Source organism: Undibacterium sp. TC4M20W, from assembly GCF_049340245.1.
Lineage (GTDB): Bacteria > Pseudomonadota > Gammaproteobacteria > Burkholderiales > Burkholderiaceae_D > Undibacterium.
The window spans coordinates 1-18,264 of record NZ_JBMPPI010000002.1 but is presented as its reverse complement, the minus strand read 5'-3'; the positions used below and the strand labels follow the sequence as shown (position 1 = coordinate 18,264).

Sequence of the window (18,264 nt, the reverse complement as noted above, 5' to 3'; positions counted from 1 at the left end):
CTCAAAAAAAATATAAATTATGCATACTGGTATGAGCACTACCGAGATTTTTCTCATCGCGATGTTTGTTATTTTTACCGTACCTTATCTGATCTGGAGGGTAGCCAAAACCGACTATTACGCACCACTGGTAGTAGTGCAAATTATCACTGGCATTTTGCTGGGGCCTGGTGTCCTTGGTGCGATTTATCCCGACTACTATAAATTCGTATTCAATCCCCAGGTGATACAGTCATTGAATGGCATAGCCTGGTGGGCCGTCATGATTTTTGTCATGATTGCCGGAATAGAACTGGACTTGAAGAAGGCCTGGGAATACAGGCGTGAAAGCACCATCACGGCGGGCCTGGCATTGGGCATGCCTTTATTGTTTGGTTGTGTAGCTGGTATGGGCCTGCTCAGCATGGACGGCTGGATGGGGCCCAAAGCCATGAGCTGGCAATTCGTGCTCGGCGTGGGCATGTCTTGCGCAGTAACTGCCTTGCCCATCCTGATTTTGCTGATGGAAAAACTCGATATCCTGCGCCAGCCCATAGGCCAGCGCATACTGCGTTATGCCAGTCTTGACGATATTGCGATCTGGGGCGTGCTGGCGGTGATCTTGCTCGACTGGACCAGGGTAGGGCGACAAGTTGGCTTTTTAGTGGTGTTTGCGGTTGCTACCTTGTTGTTTCGCAAACTCATGGTCTGGCTGGAAGAGCGTGACCGCTGGTATGTGGGCCTGATCTGGCTGGCCGCCTGTGCTTTTGCAGCTGACTGGGCAGGCCTGCACTATATGGTAGGCGCTTTCCTCGCTGGCGCTGTCATGGATGCCCACTGGTTCAACCAGGAAAAAATGGACCTCATGCGCCACCATGTCTTGCTGGCCATCATGCCAGTGTTTTTCCTGAGCACGGGTTTGCGTACCAACTGGGCGGTGGGCGGCGTCGCCGTCTTCGTCGCTGCGGCTGTTTTGCTGTTCGCCTCTGTCACTGGCAAGCTGATAGGCATACAGGTAGCAGGCAAGATACTCAAATGGGAAAAAGGTGAGGCTTCCATCATAGGCTGGCTCTTGCAGACCAAGGCTTTGATCATGATTATCTTTGTCAACATCCTGCTTGATAAGAGCATCATCACCAGTGAAACCTTTACTGCCTTGTTATTGATGGCGATTGCCAGCACCATGATGACCGTACCTGTGGTCTACCCGAAATTGCAGAAGATGAAGGAGCTGATTTTCAGGAACAAGTAAGATTTTTGAATCTCCGTTTTTGCAGGTGAAATGCCCGCTGCTTTTTTGGAAGTAGCGGGCATTTTCTTGCAGTGGCTGGTACGTCCGGATGTGTCAGGATACGCTTGAAAAGTGCAGGCAGTCATGGGTAGTATTGCTACAGTTTGCTGTTTTCAAGTCAAGGTTTTGCGCAAGATTCTCATTTTTACTATGCATGGCTTCTGTTTGTAGTGAGCCTTAAAAATTTATGTAGTTTGATTACATTTTGCTGTGGTAGTATTTCAGAATGCTGGCATTCTTGGTATGGTGACTTTGTTGGGAAGTCGTTTTTAGCCTCTAAGTAATACCGCAATAGTAGTTCATAATAAATTTGGGGACAAAACACCATGCAAGTATCTGCATACAAACCACGTCTGTCGTTCTGGCAGTTGTGGAATATGAGTTTCGGTTTCTTTGGCATACAGTTTGGCTTTGCGCTACAAAATACCAATACCAGCCGCATTTTTTCTACCCTGGGTGCGAATCCCGATGAGCTGGCGCTGTTCTGGCTGGCTGCACCCATCACCGGCTTGCTGGTGCAACCCATCATTGGCTACCTGAGTGACAATACCTGGCATCCATTCTGGGGACGCCGTCGTCCTTTCTTTTTCATCGGTGCGATACTGGCTTCGATTGCCATGTTCCTCATGCCTAATTCCAGCGTCTTGTGGATGGCGATAGCGGTGTTGTGGATGATGGACAGCGCCATCAATATTTCCATGGAACCTTTCCGCGCCTTTGTTGGTGACAAGCTTGATGTCTCGCAACAAACCGCTGGCTTTGCGATGCAAACCTTTTTCATCGGCTGCGGTGGTGTGATCGCCTCTTTGCTGCCGACGATATTTACCGATTACCTCGGCGTCAGCAATGTGCCTGTGAATGGCGCGATCCCTGACACTGTACGTTATTCCTTTTATTTCGGTGGTGCGATATTTGCCTTGTCTGTTATGTGGACAGTTTTCACCAGCAAGGAAATTCCTCCGGCAGACCTGGAAAAATTCAAGCAGGAACGCAAGAATAACCAGGGCATAGGCAAGGCCATATCAGAAATTCTTGGCGGCTTCACCAAAATGCCCAAGACCATGGTGCAACTGGCGCTGGTGCAGTTCTTTACCTGGGTCGCCTTGTTTGCGATGTGGGTGTACACCACGCCTTCGATAGCGCAAACTGTTTTCCATAGCAGCGATGCGCAGTCAGCCGCTTTCCAGGAAGGCGGTAACTGGGTGGGCATCATGTTCGCGGTGTATGGTGGTGTCTCTGCAATCGCGGCTTTCTTGTTGCCTGTGCTGGCGAAGATGACCAGCCGCAAATTTGTTCACATGTTGTGTCTCGTGATAGGCGGTGTCAGCCTCATGAGTATCTTCCTGATCTCATCCAAACAAATGCTGCTCTTGCCTATGGTGGGTGTGGGCATCGCATGGGCCAGTATACTGACCATGCCATATGCAATTCTGGCAGGTGCTTTGCCTGCGAACCGCATGGGTTATTACATGGGCCTGTTTAATTTCTTTGTGGTGATACCGCAGATTATTGCCGGTGTCGTGCTCGGTGCGATCTTGAAGCATTTCTTTGATAACCAGTCCGTCAAGGTGCTGATGCTGGGTGGGGCTTGCATGATATTGGCGGGCTTGCTGACTTTGCTGGTCAAGGATGAAGCTGCTGAGGGAGCCTTGGTTGCATCAGGTGTGGACAAGACGGCAGCTAATGCCGCTACCGTTTAAGCAATCAGCATCAGCCGGAGTCTCATCATGCAAGCAAAAGCAATCAGACTGGGGCTGGCAGCACTGCTGGCCGCGTCTTGTAGTTCCATGTCGCTGGCTGCATCCAAGCTAAAAACAGCCCAGCCATTTTTATGGGAAAACGCCACTGTCTACTTTTTACTGACAGATCGCTTTCATAATGCTAATCATAAAAATGATCTCGCTTATGGCCGTAAAAATGACGCAGCGCCTTTGCGCGGCTATGCTGGTGGCGATCTGGCTGGCATTACGGCGAAGATCAAGTCTGGTTATTTCAAAGACCTGGGTGTCGATGTCATCTGGCTCACGCCGCCGGTCGAGCAAATCCATGCCGGTACCGATGAGGGGACTGGCAAGTCTTATGGCTTTCACGGCTACTGGGCCAAGGACTTCACCCGTGTCGATGCCAATCTGGGTACAGAAGCTGAAGTGCGTGAGTTTGTCGACACTGCCCATGCACATGGCATGCGTGTCTTGCTCGATGTAGTCATGAACCACCTGGGACCCGTGACAGAGCAAGATCCGGTCTGGCCAGATGAATGGGTCAGGACATCGCCCACATGTACCTATAAAGATACTGAAACCACGGTCAGTTGCACCCTGGTCAAAAACTTGCCGGACATACGCACAGACAGCAAAGCCGCAGTCAGCTTGCCGCCAGTGTTGGCAGAAAAGTGGAAGGCGGAGGGGCGTTACGAAAGGGAAGTCAAAGAGCTGGATGATTTTTTCCAGCGCACAGGTTTGCCACGTGCGCCACGATACTACCTCATGAAATGGCATGTAGATTGGGTGAGGAAATATGGTGTTGATGGCTTTCGCGCAGACACTGCCAAACATACAGAACCAGAAATCTGGAAAGAATTGCATGGCCTTGCCAGCGCAGCTTATGAAGACTGGAAGCAGGCCAACCCTAAAAAGAAAATGGGAAAACAGGCTTTCTTCATGACCGGTGAAGTGTATAACTATGCACTCGCTCACGGCCAGGACTTTGACATGGGCGGTGGTCAGACCGTCAATTTTTACCAGAACGGTTTTGACAGCCTCATCAATTTTGGTTTTAAGTCAGATGCCAATAAGACTTATGAAGCCTTGTTCAGTGATTATGCCGCGCGTTTGCATGGGCCTTTGGCTGGATATTCCGTACTCAATTACATCAGCTCGCACGATGATGGCGGGCCATTTGATCTCTTGCGCCAAAAGCCGTTTGAATCTGCCAATAAACTTTTGCTAAGTCCTGGTGCGGCGCAGATTTATTATGGTGATGAGACTGCACGCTCGCTGAATGTCGCTGGTGCGCAAGGCGACGCGACTTTGCGTTCTTTCATGAACTGGGATGAGCTGGCAAAGAATGCCAGCCGTGATGGCTATCGTATTGCTGATGTCAGACAACACTGGAGCCGCCTGGGTTTGTTCCGGCGTGCCCACCCTGCCATAGGAGCAGGTATGCATGAAAAACTGGCCGACGCCCCTTATACTTTTAAGCGCACTTATGGCAAAAACGGCATCAGCGACAAAGTAGTGATTGCGCTGGATATCCCGGCTAACAGCAATCCTGCCATCAACGTCGCAGGCGTTTTTGCCGATGGACAAAAACTGCGCGACTATTATTCCGGCAAGACGGCCACAGTCCTCAATGGCAAGGTGCAATTCAATAGTGGCTTGAGCACTACATTGATTGCACCTTAGTAAGCTCAAAAAAATAATTAGAGACACATGAGAAAAACATCCATAGTCAAACTGAATGTCTTTGCAGTCGCGATCCTGTCGCTGGCAACAACAGCACACGCACAAAATTCTGTCCGCACTATTGTGGCTGTCAGCAAGCAGGCTGATCATCTGGAAATCAAGACCAATGATGGTCGCTACATCTTGAAACCTTACAGTGACAAGATAATCGAAACCAGTTTTATCCCTGCTTCTGAAAAATTCAACCCGGCTTCGCATGCCGTCGTCTTGTTGCCAGCGCGCGTCAAGACCAGTTTCAAAGAGACAGCAAGCAGTATTCAGTATATCGCGGGTGACATAAGTGTCAGCATCACCAAATCACCGCTGCAAATTGCCTATGCTTATAAGGGCAAGCCCTTGCTATCAGAAAAAAATGGCTATAGCAAAACCGCAGATGCGGAAGTCCTCGAATTCAACCTGGATGCCAGCGAAGCCCTATACGGTGGCGGCGCCCGTGCTCTAGGGATGAACCGTCGCGGCAATCGCCTGCCTTTGTACAACAAGGCACACTATGGCTATGAAGAGCGTTCAGAGCAAATGAACTTTGCCATGCCGCTGGTATTTTCATCGAAGATGTATGGCCTGCATTTTGATAATGCCGCAATAGGTCAGCTTGATCTCGACAGCAAGAAAAACAATGTGCTCGCGTATGAAACCATTAGTGGCCGCAAGACTTACCAGGTCATCGCTGGTGACAACTGGGCGGACATCGTCAGTAATTACACCAGTTTGACCGGGCGCCAGCCTTTGCCACCGCGCTGGACTTTTGGTAATTTCGCCAGCCGCTTTGGTTATCACAATGAGGCAGAAGCGCGCAGCATACTCGATAAATTTCGCGCTGAAAAAATCCCTGTCGATGCAATCATCTTTGACCTTTACTGGTTTGGCAAAGATATCAAGGGCACCATGGGGAATCTGGAATTTGATAAAGACAGTTTCCCCAATCCCAAAGGCATGATTGCAGACTTTGCACAGCAAGGCATCAAGACTGTGCTGATCACCGAGCCTTTTATTTTGACGACTTCAAAAAAATGGCAAGAGGTAGTTGATAAAAATATTCTGGCCACCGACAAGCAGGGCAAGCCCTACACCTATGATTTTTATTTTGGGAATACCGGCCTCATTGATATCTTCAACCCTCCGGCGCAAGACTGGTTCTGGGCTATCTATAAAGACCTGAAGAGTATGGGCGTAGCTGGCTGGTGGGGGGATCTGGGTGAACCGGAAGTTCATCCATCGGCCTTGCAGCATAAAACTGGCAGTGCCGATGAATTGCATAATATCTATGGTCATAACTGGGCCAGACTGATTGCTGATGGCTACAAGAAAGACTATCCAAATCAGCGGCCTTTCATCCTCATGCGTTCTGGTTATTCAGGTTCGCAAAGACTGGGCATGATACCGTGGTCTGGTGATGTCAATCGCACCTGGGGAGGATTGCGTTCACAACCTGAGATCGCCTTGCAGATGGGTATGCAAGGCATGGCCTATATGCATTCCGACCTCGGTGGTTTTGCCGGTGCCAATCTGGATGATGAGTTGTATGCACGCTGGTTGCAGTATGGCGTGTTTCAGCCTGTGTTCCGCCCTCATGCGCAGGAAGAAGTTGCTTCTGAGCCGGTCTTGCGTGAAGCTAAGACCAAAGCTTTGGCAAAGGCAGCGATAGAATTACGTTACCGCATGCTGCCGTATAACTATACCCTGGCATTTGAGAATAACCAGCACGGCCTGCCTTTCATGCGCCCGCTATTTTATGCGGAACCACAGAACCAGAAACTGCAAACTGTGGCTGACACTTATCTGTGGGGTGACAGTTTCCTCGTGCATCCTGTCATGAAGGCAGGGGAAAAAGAAGCCAACGTGTATTTCCCGGCAGGTAGTACCTGGTTTGATTTTTACACTGATCAGCAACATCAGGGTGGTGCGACTGACACTGTAAGCGTGGAGCAAGACCATATACCGGTGTTTGTGCGTGCTGGCGCTTTTATCCCGATGAGCCCCCTGGTCCAGAATACCCGCGACTATTCAGCAAAAAAACTGGAGCTGCATTACTACCATGATGCCTCAGTCAAAAAGTCAGCAGGCAAGTTATATGACGATGACGGTGAGACTGCTAATGCTTATGAGAAGGAAGCTTACACCCTCATATATTTCCATAGTCAGGCAAATACTGCGGAGTTGAAAATCAGTCTGAGAACAGAAACCGGCAAGAGTGCTGAGGCGGTGGACAGAGCCATTGCGCTGCATATACACAATATTGCCAGCAAACCGGTGTCAGTAAGCTTGCAAGGCAAGGCGACGCCTTTTAGCTGGGATGAAGCCAAAAAACAGTTGCTTATCGATGTGCACTGGCTAAAAAACAGTAAGGCAGAGCTATCAATAAAGTTAAGTAAATGATATTGTCATGCCCGTTTACAGGTGGATGCACGCAGCTTGCCATGGCAAGTACAGATTTGGGACATGAATTTGCAGGTGTTTGTGGTAAATTGCGTGATTGCATTCTCTGTAAGAAAATAGGTAGTAAACCGTATATATGAAGACAGCATGACGACAGAACACGCACTTGTAGAACATGGTAGCGCGGCAGGTTTTTCCAGTGGCCCGCGCTTGTTGGCAGATATAGGCGCTACCCATGCGCGCTTCACACTTGAGTCTTCACCAGGTGTGTTTGAATCCGTCAAGGTCTTGAAGTGCGATGAATACGCTGACATCATGGCCTTGCTGCGCGCCTATCTTTCTACTGTGCCTGCCAGCAAGGTACATCATGCGGCGTTTGCACTGGCCAACCCTATCGAGGGTGACCAGGTCAGGATGACCAATCGCGACTGGGCATTTTCCATCGAAGATGTGCGCCGTGAATTTGGCTTATACACTCTGCTCATCGTCAATGACTTTACTGCTCTGGCCATGTCCTTGCCGGGTTTGCAGGCGAAAGACCTGATGCAGGTTGGCGGTGGCGCACCGGCTGCTAAATCTGTTATCGGAGTCCTGGGGCCGGGTACTGGCCTGGGTGTGTCTGGCCTGATCCCGACTTCTGATGGTTTTGTAACGCTGGGCAGTGAAGGCGGACACGTCAATTTCGCGCCGGTGGATGAGCGTGAATATGCGATCCTGCAATTCGCCTGGAAAGAATGGCCGCATGTCTCTACTGAACGCCTGATTTCTGGCCCTGGTATGGAATTGATTTACCGTGCCCTGGCCGACAGAAATAACAAGAAAGTCCAGGCCCTGCCCGCGCAAGACATCATGCGCGGTGCCCTGGCGGCTGATGCCGATGAACTTTGCCTGGAAACCCTGGAATGCTTTTGCGGCATGCTGGGCAGTTTCAGTGCCAATCTCGCTGTAACCCTCGGCGCTTTTGGCGGTATTTATATAGGCGGTGGCATAGTCCCCCTGATGGGTGATTATTTCGCCACGTCCGCCTTCCGCACACGCTTTGAAGCCAAAGGGCGTTTCACCAGCTATCTGGCGCAAATACCTACTTTTGTGATTACGACGCCCAACCCGGCGTTTTATGGCGTGTCGGCGATTTTATCTGAGCACCTGCGTGGCCGTAGCGGCGACAGTTCATTGATGGACCGCATACAGCAAATCCAGGCAGAACTGACACCGGCAGAACGCCGCGTCGCTACCCTGGTGCTGGAAAACCCGCGCACGGTATTGAATGAGGCCATCGCCGAGATCGCCCGCCTGGCCGATGTCAGCCAGCCTACCGTCATCCGCTTTTGTCGGTCGCTGGGCTTCCTCGGTCTTGCTGACTTCAAACTCAAGTTTGCCAGCAGCCTGACCGGCACGATACCCGTGCGCCATAGCCAGGTACGCATGAGCGACAGCACGCATGACCTGAGCGCCAAGGTGATTGATAACACTGTGTCGGCGATTTTGAATTTCCGTGACCAGCTCGATGTACGTTCGCTTGATCAGGCAATTGCCCTGTTGCGCAAGGCAAACAAGGTTGAGTTTTATGCCATGGGCAATTCGCGTGCCGTGGCGCTGGATGGCCAGCATAAATTCTTCCGCTTCCGCATTCCTACCGCGTCCTATGGCGATGCGCATTTGTTTTCCATGGCGGCGGAATTGCTGAACCCTGGCGACGTCGTTATCGTGGTCTCGAATTCCGGCAAACTGCCAGAGTTGCTGAAAGCCGTTGATGCTGCCCGCCTGGCCGGGGCCGATGTTATTGCGATCACGCCGAATCAGTCACCACTGGCAAAGAAGGCAACAGTCTGTCTGGCGGTCAATCATACTGAGGACAACGCAACTTTTCTGTCCATGATTTCACGCATACTGCAATTATTGCTGATTGATATTATCGCGGTAGGTTTGTCGGTTGATACACCTGAAACAGAAGGGCATGGCGATGACGTCAAGCGCAAGGAGTTATCGCGTTTCAGTAATTTGCTGATTTCTCATCTGGATAGCTGATTACACCTTAATCCAAGCGATGCAGCTTGCCTGAGCAGTCTGGCTGCTGTTATTGTTTTGCCTTTCATCTTCATGGACAGGCATGTTGGCTTTTGATCCCTTGGTCTTGCTCGATGCAGCTTTGCGCGGCACGCTACTGGCTTTGCTGTTGCTGCTGTCTGCCATACTGGGTCGTGACCGCCCGCAATTGCTGGTGGTGCGTGCTGGCATCGCACTTTGCCTGGGCCTGGCGGTGCAGGTGATCAGTGCCACTCCCTGGTTTGAAGCCACGGTGCCACGTCTGTGGCAAGCGCCACTGGTGGCGATTTCTGTTGCGAACGCCGTACTGTTCTGGGTATTTGTACAAGCCTTGTTCGATGATGACTATGCATTGCGGGCCATGCACCTGCTTGCCTGGTTTGCAGTGGCTGCCCTCAGTGCGCTGAACTGTGCCGTGGTGGCTGGCAGTGCCTCTATCATTGCACCACTGACGGTGGGCTTACAACGTGCGATACCTTTGATATTTGCCATTCTGGCCGCATTGGCAGCAGCAAGAAACTGGCGTACCGATCTGGTTGAAGCGCGACGTCGGCTGCGCGCTTTTATCGTGATTGCTGGCAGTATCTATACCGTTTTATTGTTGCTTGCCCGTTTGAGTTCGCCACAGGGGAGGCTGGCAGGCGGTACTGCGATGGCAGATGTGCTTGTGTTGCTGCTCATCATCGCCATCGTGACATTCAGGATGTTAAAACTGGGGCATCTGGATTTGTTTCCGCTGCCTGCAGTTTCATCAAAAGAACAAACCTTCCTGCAAGATGATCCTTTGCCCTTGACTGCGCCTGATGTAGGTGAAGATAAGCTGGTGATTGCTTTACAGAAGCTCATGCAGGATGAGCGCCACTACCGCAGCGAAGACCTGACACTGGCCAGCCTCGCTGGCAAGATGCAGATCCCTGAATACCGTTTGCGCAAGCTGATCAACCAGCAGCTTGGCTACCGCAATTTCAATGCCTACATCAACGCCTTTCGCCTGGACGAAGCACGCGCTGCTTTGGCTGACCCGGCGCGGCGCGATTTGCCTGTTCTAACGATTGCGCTGACTTCTGGTTTCCAGTCCATAGGGCCATTCAACCGTGCCTTCAAGACTGCCACCGGGCTTACGCCTACCGAGTACCGCAAAGAAAATATGGCCGATTCCTGAAATCGGCTAGCCGAAATCTGTAATTTGCAGTCTGCGGCAAGACATCATTCGCTTTCCTGCGCATAGTCCGGTTTATCCGGGGCCTGGTCTCCGGCACTCAACCGATTGGAGCCTGAATGATGAAAGCGAAGTATCTACTTCTTGTTAAACGACTATTTCACTGTTTCACCTATGCGCTGCTATGCCTGCTGTTTTTTAGTAGCGGCATGGCGAGCGCATCGGTTGGTCTGACAACAATAGCCCCAAGCGCCACCGATGGCACTATCACCCTGTATTACCCCAGCAATGCGCCCGAGCAACAAGTACATCGTGGCCGCTTTGAGTTCAAGCTGGCTGAACACGCAGACCCTGTGCGCGGCAATGGCCATCTGATCATCATTTCGCATGGTTCAGGTGGCTCACCCTGGGTGCATGCCGACCTTGCGCGCAGCATGGTCGAGGCAGGTTTTATCGTCGCCATGCCAGAACACCATGGTGACAATTACAAGGATGACGGCCATCCCGGGCCCGACAGCTGGACCTTGCGACCTGCGGAAGTATCACGTGCCATCGATGCCGTTGGCCGTGACCCACGCTTCGCACCCTTGCTGACGCTGGACAAGGTGGGCATGTATGGCATGTCGGCAGGCGGCCATACCGCACTCAGCATGGCAGGCGGGCGCTGGTCACCGGCTGGGTTTAAACAACATTGTGAAGAAGACCTGGTTAATGACTTTCAATCATGCGTGGGCCTCAATACCAGGCTCACTGGCGGTTTTTTTGATGGTCTGAAGAAATGGCTGGCTTTGACGATCATCCGCAGCCGTTTCAGTGATACCACCGTGCGTGGACATCATGATTCCCGTGTGGTGGCAGTCGTGGCTGGTGTACCTGCCGCTGCTGATTTTGACATGGCATCGCTGAAAAATCCGTCTGTGCCGCTGGGCCTGGTCACTGCGGGACAAGACCGCTGGCTGGTGCCGCGTTTTCATAGTGGTCGGGTATTGGCAGCCTGCCAGACTTGTGAGCATATTGCGGACGTACCTGAGGCTGGCCATGGTTCCCTGTTGTCGCCACTGCCACCAAACCTGACTGGGCTGATTGGTGACATGCTGAATGATCCGCCCGGTTTTGACCGTGGGCAAATGCCTGCGGTGGATAAGAAAATTACCGCATTCTTTGAAAAGCATTTATTACATTAGAACTACCTTACTTATTGAGCAGGTAATTGAAGCTGAAAGACACCCTGTCGGTATCCGTCAGGTTGGGGCCTACTCTGTGAAATACATCGGACCTGAACAAGACCAGTTTGCCGACTTCAGGTTCGATGACATAGTTTTCAAACTGCTTGTATTGCATGTCGCAAGGGAAGATGGCAAGCTCGCCATCATGCTGGTTGGTGCTGAAATAATAGACGCCGCTGATGGGCACGCCTTCAACATTCCTGTCGTGATTATGCCTTTCCTGGTAACCAAATTTCTTGGTGACATTGATCCAGCTTTGCGTATATTGGTGATCTATTTTCCAGTCCTTGTCGCGCCTCGTCATGTGGACAAACTGCAAGACACTGTCTTCGATGAATTTTCTTAAATGCTGCAATCCGGCAAGTGCGAAAATATTTTTTTCATTGTTGAATGAACTCAGGACATTGTCACCCCATGAATGACCAAGCAAGCGATTCAAGTCTTCCTTGCGGCGCAAGACTTCGTCATTGATGGCATAAATGGTGTCGTCATCTGCCTTGGAGATGCCAACCAGGGTAGGGAAGAGTACTTCGATATTCATGTGCACACCTTATGAAGCGATGCACATGATCATAGATGATTTGCCTGCTTATTTGCGTATTATTGCGATACTTTATCGCGGTGAAAGCAGTGATTTTTTAATGCTTCATTCCCTGCTCATTTCCCTTTTCGCAAATCACCTCAAGCCCCGGGCATTCTGCATGTAATTGCGCGAGTAAGGCCCTGGCTATACCAAGCTCACGATAACTGGGTTTCACATACAGGACATTTACACATACCTGCCCGCCAAGGATGCTGCAATCCAGCGCGCCCACATGCTGCTGGTCCAGAAATGCAGACAGTAATAAATGCGTGCAGTTGCTTTGTTCATCTTGTTTGCAGATGCGCAGTGCCGTTTTCACAGCTTCTCCAGAATTGATCTCTGTCATGATTTCACTGCTCCCCATAAGTAGTGGACACCCAAAGCCAGCAAGCCGATGAAGAAACAGCGCCTGAAAAGCGCTGGCTGCATTTTGTCGCGTATGACTTGCCCCAATTGCATGCCAGCCAATGCAGGCAGCAGGGCCTGCATGGAATCTCCGGCAATATTCCATTGCAAAGTACCACTGCCGTACAGATTAATACCCAAGGCCAGTGTAGATACCGTGAAAGACAATCCCATTGCCTGCACCAGTTTGTCTTTGTCAAGATCGAGTGCTTGCAGATAAGGGACGGACGGCAAGACAAATACGCCGGTAGAGGCGGTGACCATGCCTGTCGCAATGCCGATGACAGGGGCGAGTCTGTGTTCTGCATGGCCTGGCACTTGCCAATGTACCGACGCCAAGCCCATGACGCCATATAGCAGCAATGCCACGCCCAGTCCCGCCCCTGACCAGACTGGATTGAGCTTGCTGAATAAGAGTCCCGAAACAAAAGTACCCAGGCAGATGCCCAATAGCATAGGGGTCAGGCGGCGTAATAAGGGCAGTAACCTGGCACCGCTGGTGAGTTGCCAGATATTCGTTAAAAGCGAAGGTAAAAACAATAGGGCTGCGGCTTGCATGGTCGTCATCGACAAACTCAGCAAGGCAATCGCCACGGTAGGCAAGCCCAGGCCTATGACACCTTTTATCATCCCTGCGAGCAGAAAGATAAAGGTGATCGCCAGCCACTGGGTGCTGTTGCCATGAGAGGTAAATAGAGTATTCAGCGATTCCATATAGACAGTTTGCCATTACCAGCAAGAACTGAAAATGTGGAATATACTCAGACAGACTTCGTATTTTACGTAGTCTATATTTTGTACTTGTATCATAAATAATCTTTTCATGCGCTTTGATCTGGTCGATTTGCAGTTATTTGTCCACGTGGTGGAGGCAGGCAGCATCACTGCCGGGGCTGAACGTTCCCATCTGGCGCTGGCGTCGGCCAGCGCACGTCTGCGCGGTATGGAAGATTTGCTGGGCGTGCCGCTGTTGCTGCGAAAAAGGCGCGGTGTGGAAGTGACTGATGCTGGCCGCACGCTGCTGCACCATGCGCGCATGCTGATGCAACAAATGGAAAGAATGCGTGGTGACCTCGGTGACTATGCCAAAGGCCTCAAAGGACATATACGCATGTTGTGCAATACCTCGGCGCTGACGGAGTTTTTGCCGCAGGCACTGGCTATTTATATGCAGGCCCATCCGCACATCAATATTGAAGTTGAAGAAAGACTCAGCAATGACATCGTGCAAGCCATTATTGCCGAACAGGCTGATATAGGCATCATTGCCGATACGGTTGATAGTGCAGACTTGCAGGCATTTCCATTCCGTCAGGATCAACTGGTGCTGGTGACTGCGGCACAGCATCCATTGCATGCCGTGGCTGCGGTCAATGGCAGCCTGGCCTTTGCCGATGCCCTGACCTATGATTTTGTTGGTCTGGCAGGTGACAGCGCGCTGCAACAATACCTGAATGAACATGCGGCGCGGCTCGGGCAGCGTTTGCATTACCGCCTGCGTTTGCGTAGCTTTGACGGTATTTGCCGCATGGTGGAAAGTGGCGCTGGCATCGCCATCATCCCCGAGACGGCAGCTTTACGCTATGAGCAGTTGATGAAAATACACAGGCTGTATCTGACGGATACCTGGGCTGTCAGGAATCTGCTGATCTGTGTACGCCAATATGATGAATTGCCAACGTATGCGCGTGAACTCATCAATGCCATCAAGGCCTGAAAGTTTTGTGCAATATGCAAATAGCTTGGTCTGCCGGTCTTCTTGTTACAATGCAGGTCCGTTTCATCTTCAATCTCCGTTCTCATGTCCGTTACCACTTCCCTAGGCAATGCTTTCAAAAGCTTCAAGAGTAAATTTGCCTCCAGCTCGACGTCACCTGTTTCACCTTTGTCACCTGTAATGGCACCGGTATTTGCCAATCTGAATATTGATGCTGAATTGACGCTGGCCTTGTTTGAGGTCTTGACGGCAGAAGCAATCAAGCTCAAATGGCAAGACAATTACCTTGTCGTGGAAGATGGCTTGCTGCTGGCAGTTGAGCGGGTGGAAACGGTCACTCTTGCCGAAGATAAATTCCGTACCTGCACACGTATCTATGCCAGCCATGCGAGCTACTTCCCGCAAGGCTTGAGTGAGTATCAGCATGCCATGGGGGTCACTGAATCTGAAGCCATACTTGAGGGTTTGCGTACCTGGGCCAGGATGGACTTATTGGTTTTGCTGGATGCTACCCGTGAGCAGCCACTGAATTGCACAGTCATAGAAATGAACACGAGTGCTGAGGCTGAGAACAGCAGCAGTTATCGCCAGGTGATACTGGGGCCGGTAGCCCATCTCGCCAGCCTGCCCGCGCCCAGGAAAAAAGAAGAGCATCCATTTTGCCCATGCTGCCTGTTTACAGAAAGTATGCCGGCTTTTCATGATCTGTTGCAGACCAGTGATTTCATCGGCATACGCCTGTTTGCCTCGCGCGATAACGAGGGCAAACTGGCCGCTGATTGCCGTGTCAATGGCGAGGATTTTGTGCCAGCAGTTGAACACCTTAAGCAATATGCAGAAAAATGGCCACAGCGCGGGCTTGAGTTCCGCAAGCAATATGTGGTTGTCAGAACTAGCAGTCACAGTGTAAATCAAGCTCAATTAGCGCAGATCAAACAAGCGCAGCTTTGATCCATCTGTATTTACAGCAATGACGAATGTGATACATTAGAAATAAGCATTCACTATGCGCCGCCAATTTACTATCAATGAGTGAGGAATATTATGTACCGTAGCTACTTCAAGGGACAATGGAGTGAAGGCAATACGCCACTGTTTGGCGCCATGGATAATGCAGTCTGGCTGGGTTCCTCAGTGTTTGATGGTGCGCGTTCCATTCGCGGCCTGACGCCGGATCTGCGCCTGCATCTGGCCCGCGTCATACAATCAGCCCAGCGCCTGGGTTTGCAATGTCCTTACAATGTTGATGAACTGGAAGCATTGTGCCGCGAGGGCATCGCCCTGTTCCCGGCTGATGCCGAGCTGTATATACGCCCGCTGGTGTTTGGCACTGACGGTTTGCTGATCCCTGAACCATCAACTACCGGCTTTGCGCTGACTTTGTTTGATGCGCCCATGCCGGCATTCACTGGCTTCTCTGCCTGCCTGTCCAGCCTGCGTCGTCCCGATCCATCCATGGCACCGACTGATGCCAAGGCTTCCTGCCTGTATCCAAATTCCACCAGAGCCTTGCGCGAAGCCAAAGAGCGTGGTTTTGACAATGGCGTGGTCTGCGATGTGCATGGCAACGTGGCTGAATTTGCCACTGCCAATCTCTTCTTTGTGACGGCAGATGATGAAATCGTCACACCTGTGGCAAACGGCAGTTTCTTGTCCGGCATTACCCGCGCCCGCGTGATTGGTTTGCTCAAGGAAGATGGCAAGCAAGTGTTAGAGCGCACTGTAAAACCGGAAGAATTGCTGGCAGCCAAAGAGATTTTCAATACCGGTAATTTTGCCAAGGTAACGCCTTGCACCAGATACGAAAACCGTGAATTGCCTATAGGTATAGTGGCGACACGTGCCCGTGATCTGTATTTGCAGTTCATGCAAAATACCTGATTCGAACGCTTACTCTGACTCAGAGCGGACGACAACAGATTGATGCTCAAGCGCATACATCATGTAGCGATCATTTGCGCTGATTACCAGCTGTCAAAAGATTTCTATACCCGGATTCTGGGCTTGAGCATTATTGCTGAAACCTACAGGTCAGAAAGAGCTTCATACAAGCTCGATCTGGCCCTGCCAGATGGTTCGCAGATAGAATTGTTTTCATTTCCTGATGCACCTCCCAGGGTATCACGACCTGAAGCACAGGGTTTGCGTCACCTGGCATTTGAAGTTGATGACGTTGCAGCCTGCAAAGCGATGCTGGAGGCAAATGGGCTGGAAGTGGAAGATATCAGGCTGGACGAATTGACAGGACGGCGATTTGTCTTTTTTGCTGATCCTGATGATTTGCCCCTGGAGTTGTATGAAGCTCTGCCTCGATAGATTTGCCAGGTAATATACAGAAAGCATGAGTCGAAAAAAAACCGGGGAATGAGATTCCCCGGTTTTTTTTTGACATACTCTGATTTACTTCAGATACTGCTCATTCCCGACCATACCGATCTTGGTCACACCAAGACGCTGTGCCGCTGCCATGACCGCAGCCACAGACTTGTAAGGCACAACCGCAACCGGACGCAGATGGATCTCTGGCTGGTTTGCTGTAGGCATTGCTGCTGCTTCAGCCAGCTTTGCTTCCAGCTGTGCATGATCAACTGCTGTACCATTCCAGGACACCGTACCGTCAAAGTCTACGTCGATACTCACAACAACAGGTTCTACTGTCTGTGGCGGTGGCGTACCTGTCGGCAAATTCAGATTCACTGCGTGATTCTGGATAGGAATAGTAATGATCAACATGATGATCAATACCAGCATGACGTCAATCAGCGGCGTCATGTTCATTTCTATCATTACTTCCGGATCGGCTGATCCACCGCCGGAACCCATTTGCATACCCATAATGCTTCCTTTACTTAGTTCCGTGGAGGCGGTTCAATCACGAAGCCGACCTTGGCGATGCCGGCACGTTGTGCCGTCAGGATACTTTTGCCAATAAACTCATAGCGGGTATTCTGATCTCCACGGATATGCAACTCCGGTTGCGGGATCTTGACCGCTTCTAACTTGAGCTTTTCAAACAGGGCATCCGTACCAGCTAGCGGCCTCATGCTGCCGTTCCAGTACAGATCACCATCCTTGTTCACCGACAGGGTGATGTTTTCCGGTTTGGTTTTGTAAATCACGTTGGTTTCTGCCGGTAGTTTGAGCTTGACCGTATCTGTAATCACCGGGGTGGTGATCAGGAAGATGATCAGCAAAACCAGCATGACGTCGACCAGCGGGGTGGTGTTGATGGTGCTGTTGACTTCGTCTTCACCATCTCCATCATTGCCAATTGCCATTGCCATAATGTGTTCTCTTTCAAATTACTGAATACAGAAGACCCCTCACCACAGAGACACAGAGTCACAGAGTAAAACCCACAGAGAAAACCCTTTCATTACGCGCTGCTTGCAATGACTGGGGGAAACGATCTCTCATCAATTTCAGCTAGAAGATTTTCCTCTTGCTTTTCTCTGTGTCTCTGTGCCTCTGTGTTGAGAGGTCTTCGGGTGTTAATCAGTGATTACTAATTACTTCTTAGCAGCTGTTTTGCCCATATTACCGGACAGAACAACGGAGTGCAGGTCAGCAGAGAACGCACGGACTTCTTCCATGGCGCTCTTGTTGCGGCGTACCAGGAAGTTGTAACCCAGAACAGCAGGAACAGCAACCGCCAGACCAATCGCGGTCATGATCAGCGCTTCACCAACAGGACCCGCTACTTTGTCGATCGATGCCTGACCGGACATACCAATCGCTGTCAGCGCATGGTAAATACCCCATACGGTACCGAACAGACCAACGAATGGTGCTGTGGAACCAACTGTCGCCAGGAAGGCCAGACCGTCTTGCAAACGGCTTTGAACTTTATCAACAGCGCGCTGGATGGACATGGAAACCCAGGTGTTCAGATCGATTTGTTCGAGCAGCGCGCCTTCATGGTGTTCTGTGGCTTTGATGCCAGAGTCAGCGATGAAGCGGAATGGGCTGCCTTCTTTCAAAGAAGCGGCACCGGCTTGAACAGAGGCTGCTTTCCAGA

The 18,264-nt window shown here is 50.9% G+C and carries 17 protein-coding genes; 11 read left to right on the top strand and 6 right to left on the bottom strand.

Annotated features, from left to right (window positions below; genetic code table 11):
• The first annotated feature begins 19 nt into the window (after nucleotides 1-19).
• From ACO0LL_RS02620 to ACO0LL_RS02590, 7 genes are all read left to right on the top strand, one after another.
• Nucleotides 20-1,231, top strand: coding sequence for a cation:proton antiporter (locus tag ACO0LL_RS02620; RefSeq protein ID WP_422949345.1), 1,212 nt, complete (start codon nucleotides 20-22; stop codon nucleotides 1,229-1,231).
• A 365-nt stretch (nucleotides 1,232-1,596) separates the two neighbouring features.
• Complete coding sequence (locus ACO0LL_RS02615; protein WP_422949344.1) at nucleotides 1,597-2,970, top strand: MFS transporter; 1,374 nt, start codon at nucleotides 1,597-1,599, stop codon at nucleotides 2,968-2,970.
• A 27-nt stretch (nucleotides 2,971-2,997) separates the two neighbouring features.
• Nucleotides 2,998-4,674: an alpha-amylase family glycosyl hydrolase gene (locus ACO0LL_RS02610; protein WP_422949343.1), complete on the top strand. Its 1,677-nt coding sequence runs from the start codon at nucleotides 2,998-3,000 to the stop codon at nucleotides 4,672-4,674.
• Between the two features lie 27 nt (nucleotides 4,675-4,701).
• Nucleotides 4,702-7,110, top strand: a complete 2,409-nt coding sequence (locus tag ACO0LL_RS02605) for a TIM-barrel domain-containing protein (RefSeq protein WP_422949342.1) — start codon at nucleotides 4,702-4,704, stop codon at nucleotides 7,108-7,110.
• A gap of 147 nt (nucleotides 7,111-7,257) precedes the next feature.
• Nucleotides 7,258-9,138 carry a glucokinase gene (locus ACO0LL_RS02600; protein WP_422949341.1) on the top strand — a complete coding sequence of 627 codons (1,881 nt, stop codon included), beginning with the start codon at nucleotides 7,258-7,260 and terminating at the stop codon, nucleotides 9,136-9,138.
• Between the two features lie 82 nt (nucleotides 9,139-9,220).
• The gene (locus tag ACO0LL_RS02595; RefSeq protein ID WP_422949340.1) at nucleotides 9,221-10,318 is read left to right on the top strand and encodes a helix-turn-helix domain-containing protein; all 1,098 of its coding nucleotides are present in this window, start codon (nucleotides 9,221-9,223) and stop codon (nucleotides 10,316-10,318) included.
• 206 nt (nucleotides 10,319-10,524) lie between these two features.
• Nucleotides 10,525-11,499, top strand: a complete 975-nt coding sequence (locus tag ACO0LL_RS02590; RefSeq protein ID WP_422949339.1) for an alpha/beta hydrolase family protein — start codon at nucleotides 10,525-10,527, stop codon at nucleotides 11,497-11,499.
• 7 nt (nucleotides 11,500-11,506) lie between these two features.
• Here the strand turns inward: ACO0LL_RS02590 and ACO0LL_RS02585 are convergent, their stop codons facing one another.
• The 3 genes from ACO0LL_RS02585 to ACO0LL_RS02575 all read right to left on the bottom strand — a co-directional run bounded on the left by ACO0LL_RS02585 (nucleotide 11,507) and on the right by ACO0LL_RS02575 (nucleotide 13,243).
• Nucleotides 11,507-12,082, bottom strand: a complete 576-nt coding sequence (locus tag ACO0LL_RS02585; RefSeq protein ID WP_162057867.1) for a putative 2OG-Fe(II) oxygenase — start codon at nucleotides 12,080-12,082, stop codon at nucleotides 11,507-11,509.
• Between the two features lie 97 nt (nucleotides 12,083-12,179).
• Nucleotides 12,180-12,470: a GNAT family N-acetyltransferase gene (locus tag ACO0LL_RS02580; protein WP_422949338.1), complete on the bottom strand. Its 291-nt coding sequence runs from the start codon at nucleotides 12,468-12,470 to the stop codon at nucleotides 12,180-12,182.
• The gene (locus tag ACO0LL_RS02575) at nucleotides 12,467-13,243 is read right to left on the bottom strand and encodes a sulfite exporter TauE/SafE family protein (RefSeq protein WP_422949337.1); all 777 of its coding nucleotides are present in this window, start codon (nucleotides 13,241-13,243) and stop codon (nucleotides 12,467-12,469) included. The genes ACO0LL_RS02580 and ACO0LL_RS02575 overlap by 4 nt, the downstream gene beginning before the upstream one ends.
• Before the next feature lie 109 nt (nucleotides 13,244-13,352).
• On the opposite strand from ACO0LL_RS02575, the gene ACO0LL_RS02570 reads away from it, so the two are divergent.
• The 4 genes from ACO0LL_RS02570 (at nucleotide 13,353) to ACO0LL_RS02555 (ending at nucleotide 16,562) form a co-directional block, all read left to right on the top strand.
• Nucleotides 13,353-14,246 (top strand): LysR substrate-binding domain-containing protein, encoded by an 894-nt coding sequence (locus ACO0LL_RS02570; RefSeq protein WP_422949336.1) that lies wholly within the window; start codon nucleotides 13,353-13,355, stop codon nucleotides 14,244-14,246.
• Nucleotides 14,247-14,330: 84 nt separating this feature from the next.
• Complete coding sequence (locus ACO0LL_RS02565) at nucleotides 14,331-15,197, top strand: DUF6348 family protein (RefSeq protein WP_422949335.1); 867 nt, start codon at nucleotides 14,331-14,333, stop codon at nucleotides 15,195-15,197.
• A 93-nt stretch (nucleotides 15,198-15,290) separates the two neighbouring features.
• Complete coding sequence (locus ACO0LL_RS02560) at nucleotides 15,291-16,127, top strand: branched-chain amino acid aminotransferase (RefSeq protein WP_422949334.1); 837 nt, start codon at nucleotides 15,291-15,293, stop codon at nucleotides 16,125-16,127.
• A gap of 42 nt (nucleotides 16,128-16,169) precedes the next feature.
• The gene (locus ACO0LL_RS02555; RefSeq protein WP_422949333.1) at nucleotides 16,170-16,562 is read left to right on the top strand and encodes a VOC family protein; all 393 of its coding nucleotides are present in this window, start codon (nucleotides 16,170-16,172) and stop codon (nucleotides 16,560-16,562) included.
• A gap of 84 nt (nucleotides 16,563-16,646) precedes the next feature.
• Here ACO0LL_RS02555 and ACO0LL_RS02550 read toward each other — a convergent pair whose 3' ends face one another.
• The 3 genes from ACO0LL_RS02550 to ACO0LL_RS02540 all read right to left on the bottom strand — a co-directional run.
• Nucleotides 16,647-17,081: an ExbD/TolR family protein gene (locus tag ACO0LL_RS02550; protein ID WP_422949332.1), complete on the bottom strand. Its 435-nt coding sequence runs from the start codon at nucleotides 17,079-17,081 to the stop codon at nucleotides 16,647-16,649.
• Between the two features lie 14 nt (nucleotides 17,082-17,095).
• Nucleotides 17,096-17,530: an ExbD/TolR family protein gene (locus ACO0LL_RS02545; protein ID WP_422949331.1), complete on the bottom strand. Its 435-nt coding sequence runs from the start codon at nucleotides 17,528-17,530 to the stop codon at nucleotides 17,096-17,098.
• Between the two features lie 225 nt (nucleotides 17,531-17,755).
• Nucleotides 17,756-18,264: MotA/TolQ/ExbB proton channel family protein (locus ACO0LL_RS02540; protein WP_422949330.1), on the bottom strand; the 509-nt coding region annotated here is incomplete at its 5' end.

Bases quoted from the DNA above. Each gene is read 5' to 3' on its own strand.
- ACO0LL_RS02620 (WP_422949345.1), top strand. From the start codon at position 20: ATGCATACTGGTATGAGCACTACCGAGATTTTTCTCATCGCGATGTTT.
- ACO0LL_RS02615 (WP_422949344.1), top strand. From the start codon at position 1,597: ATGCAAGTATCTGCATACAAACCACGTCTGTCGTTCTGGCAGTTGTGG.
- ACO0LL_RS02610 (WP_422949343.1), top strand. From the start codon at position 2,998: ATGCAAGCAAAAGCAATCAGACTGGGGCTGGCAGCACTGCTGGCCGCG.
- ACO0LL_RS02605 (WP_422949342.1), top strand. From the start codon at position 4,702: ATGAGAAAAACATCCATAGTCAAACTGAATGTCTTTGCAGTCGCGATC.
- ACO0LL_RS02600 (WP_422949341.1), top strand. From the start codon at position 7,258: ATGACGACAGAACACGCACTTGTAGAACATGGTAGCGCGGCAGGTTTT.
- ACO0LL_RS02595 (WP_422949340.1), top strand. From the start codon at position 9,221: ATGTTGGCTTTTGATCCCTTGGTCTTGCTCGATGCAGCTTTGCGCGGC.
- ACO0LL_RS02590 (WP_422949339.1), top strand. From the start codon at position 10,525: ATGGCGAGCGCATCGGTTGGTCTGACAACAATAGCCCCAAGCGCCACC.
- ACO0LL_RS02585 (WP_162057867.1), bottom strand. From the start codon at position 12,082: ATGAATATCGAAGTACTCTTCCCTACCCTGGTTGGCATCTCCAAGGCA.
- ACO0LL_RS02580 (WP_422949338.1), bottom strand. From the start codon at position 12,470: ATGACAGAGATCAATTCTGGAGAAGCTGTGAAAACGGCACTGCGCATC.
- ACO0LL_RS02575 (WP_422949337.1), bottom strand. From the start codon at position 13,243: ATGGAATCGCTGAATACTCTATTTACCTCTCATGGCAACAGCACCCAG.
- ACO0LL_RS02570 (WP_422949336.1), top strand. From the start codon at position 13,353: ATGCGCTTTGATCTGGTCGATTTGCAGTTATTTGTCCACGTGGTGGAG.
- ACO0LL_RS02565 (WP_422949335.1), top strand. From the start codon at position 14,331: ATGTCCGTTACCACTTCCCTAGGCAATGCTTTCAAAAGCTTCAAGAGT.
- ACO0LL_RS02560 (WP_422949334.1), top strand. From the start codon at position 15,291: ATGTACCGTAGCTACTTCAAGGGACAATGGAGTGAAGGCAATACGCCA.
- ACO0LL_RS02555 (WP_422949333.1), top strand. From the start codon at position 16,170: ATGCTCAAGCGCATACATCATGTAGCGATCATTTGCGCTGATTACCAG.
- ACO0LL_RS02550 (WP_422949332.1), bottom strand. From the start codon at position 17,081: ATGGGTATGCAAATGGGTTCCGGCGGTGGATCAGCCGATCCGGAAGTA.
- ACO0LL_RS02545 (WP_422949331.1), bottom strand. From the start codon at position 17,530: ATGGCAATGGCAATTGGCAATGATGGAGATGGTGAAGACGAAGTCAAC.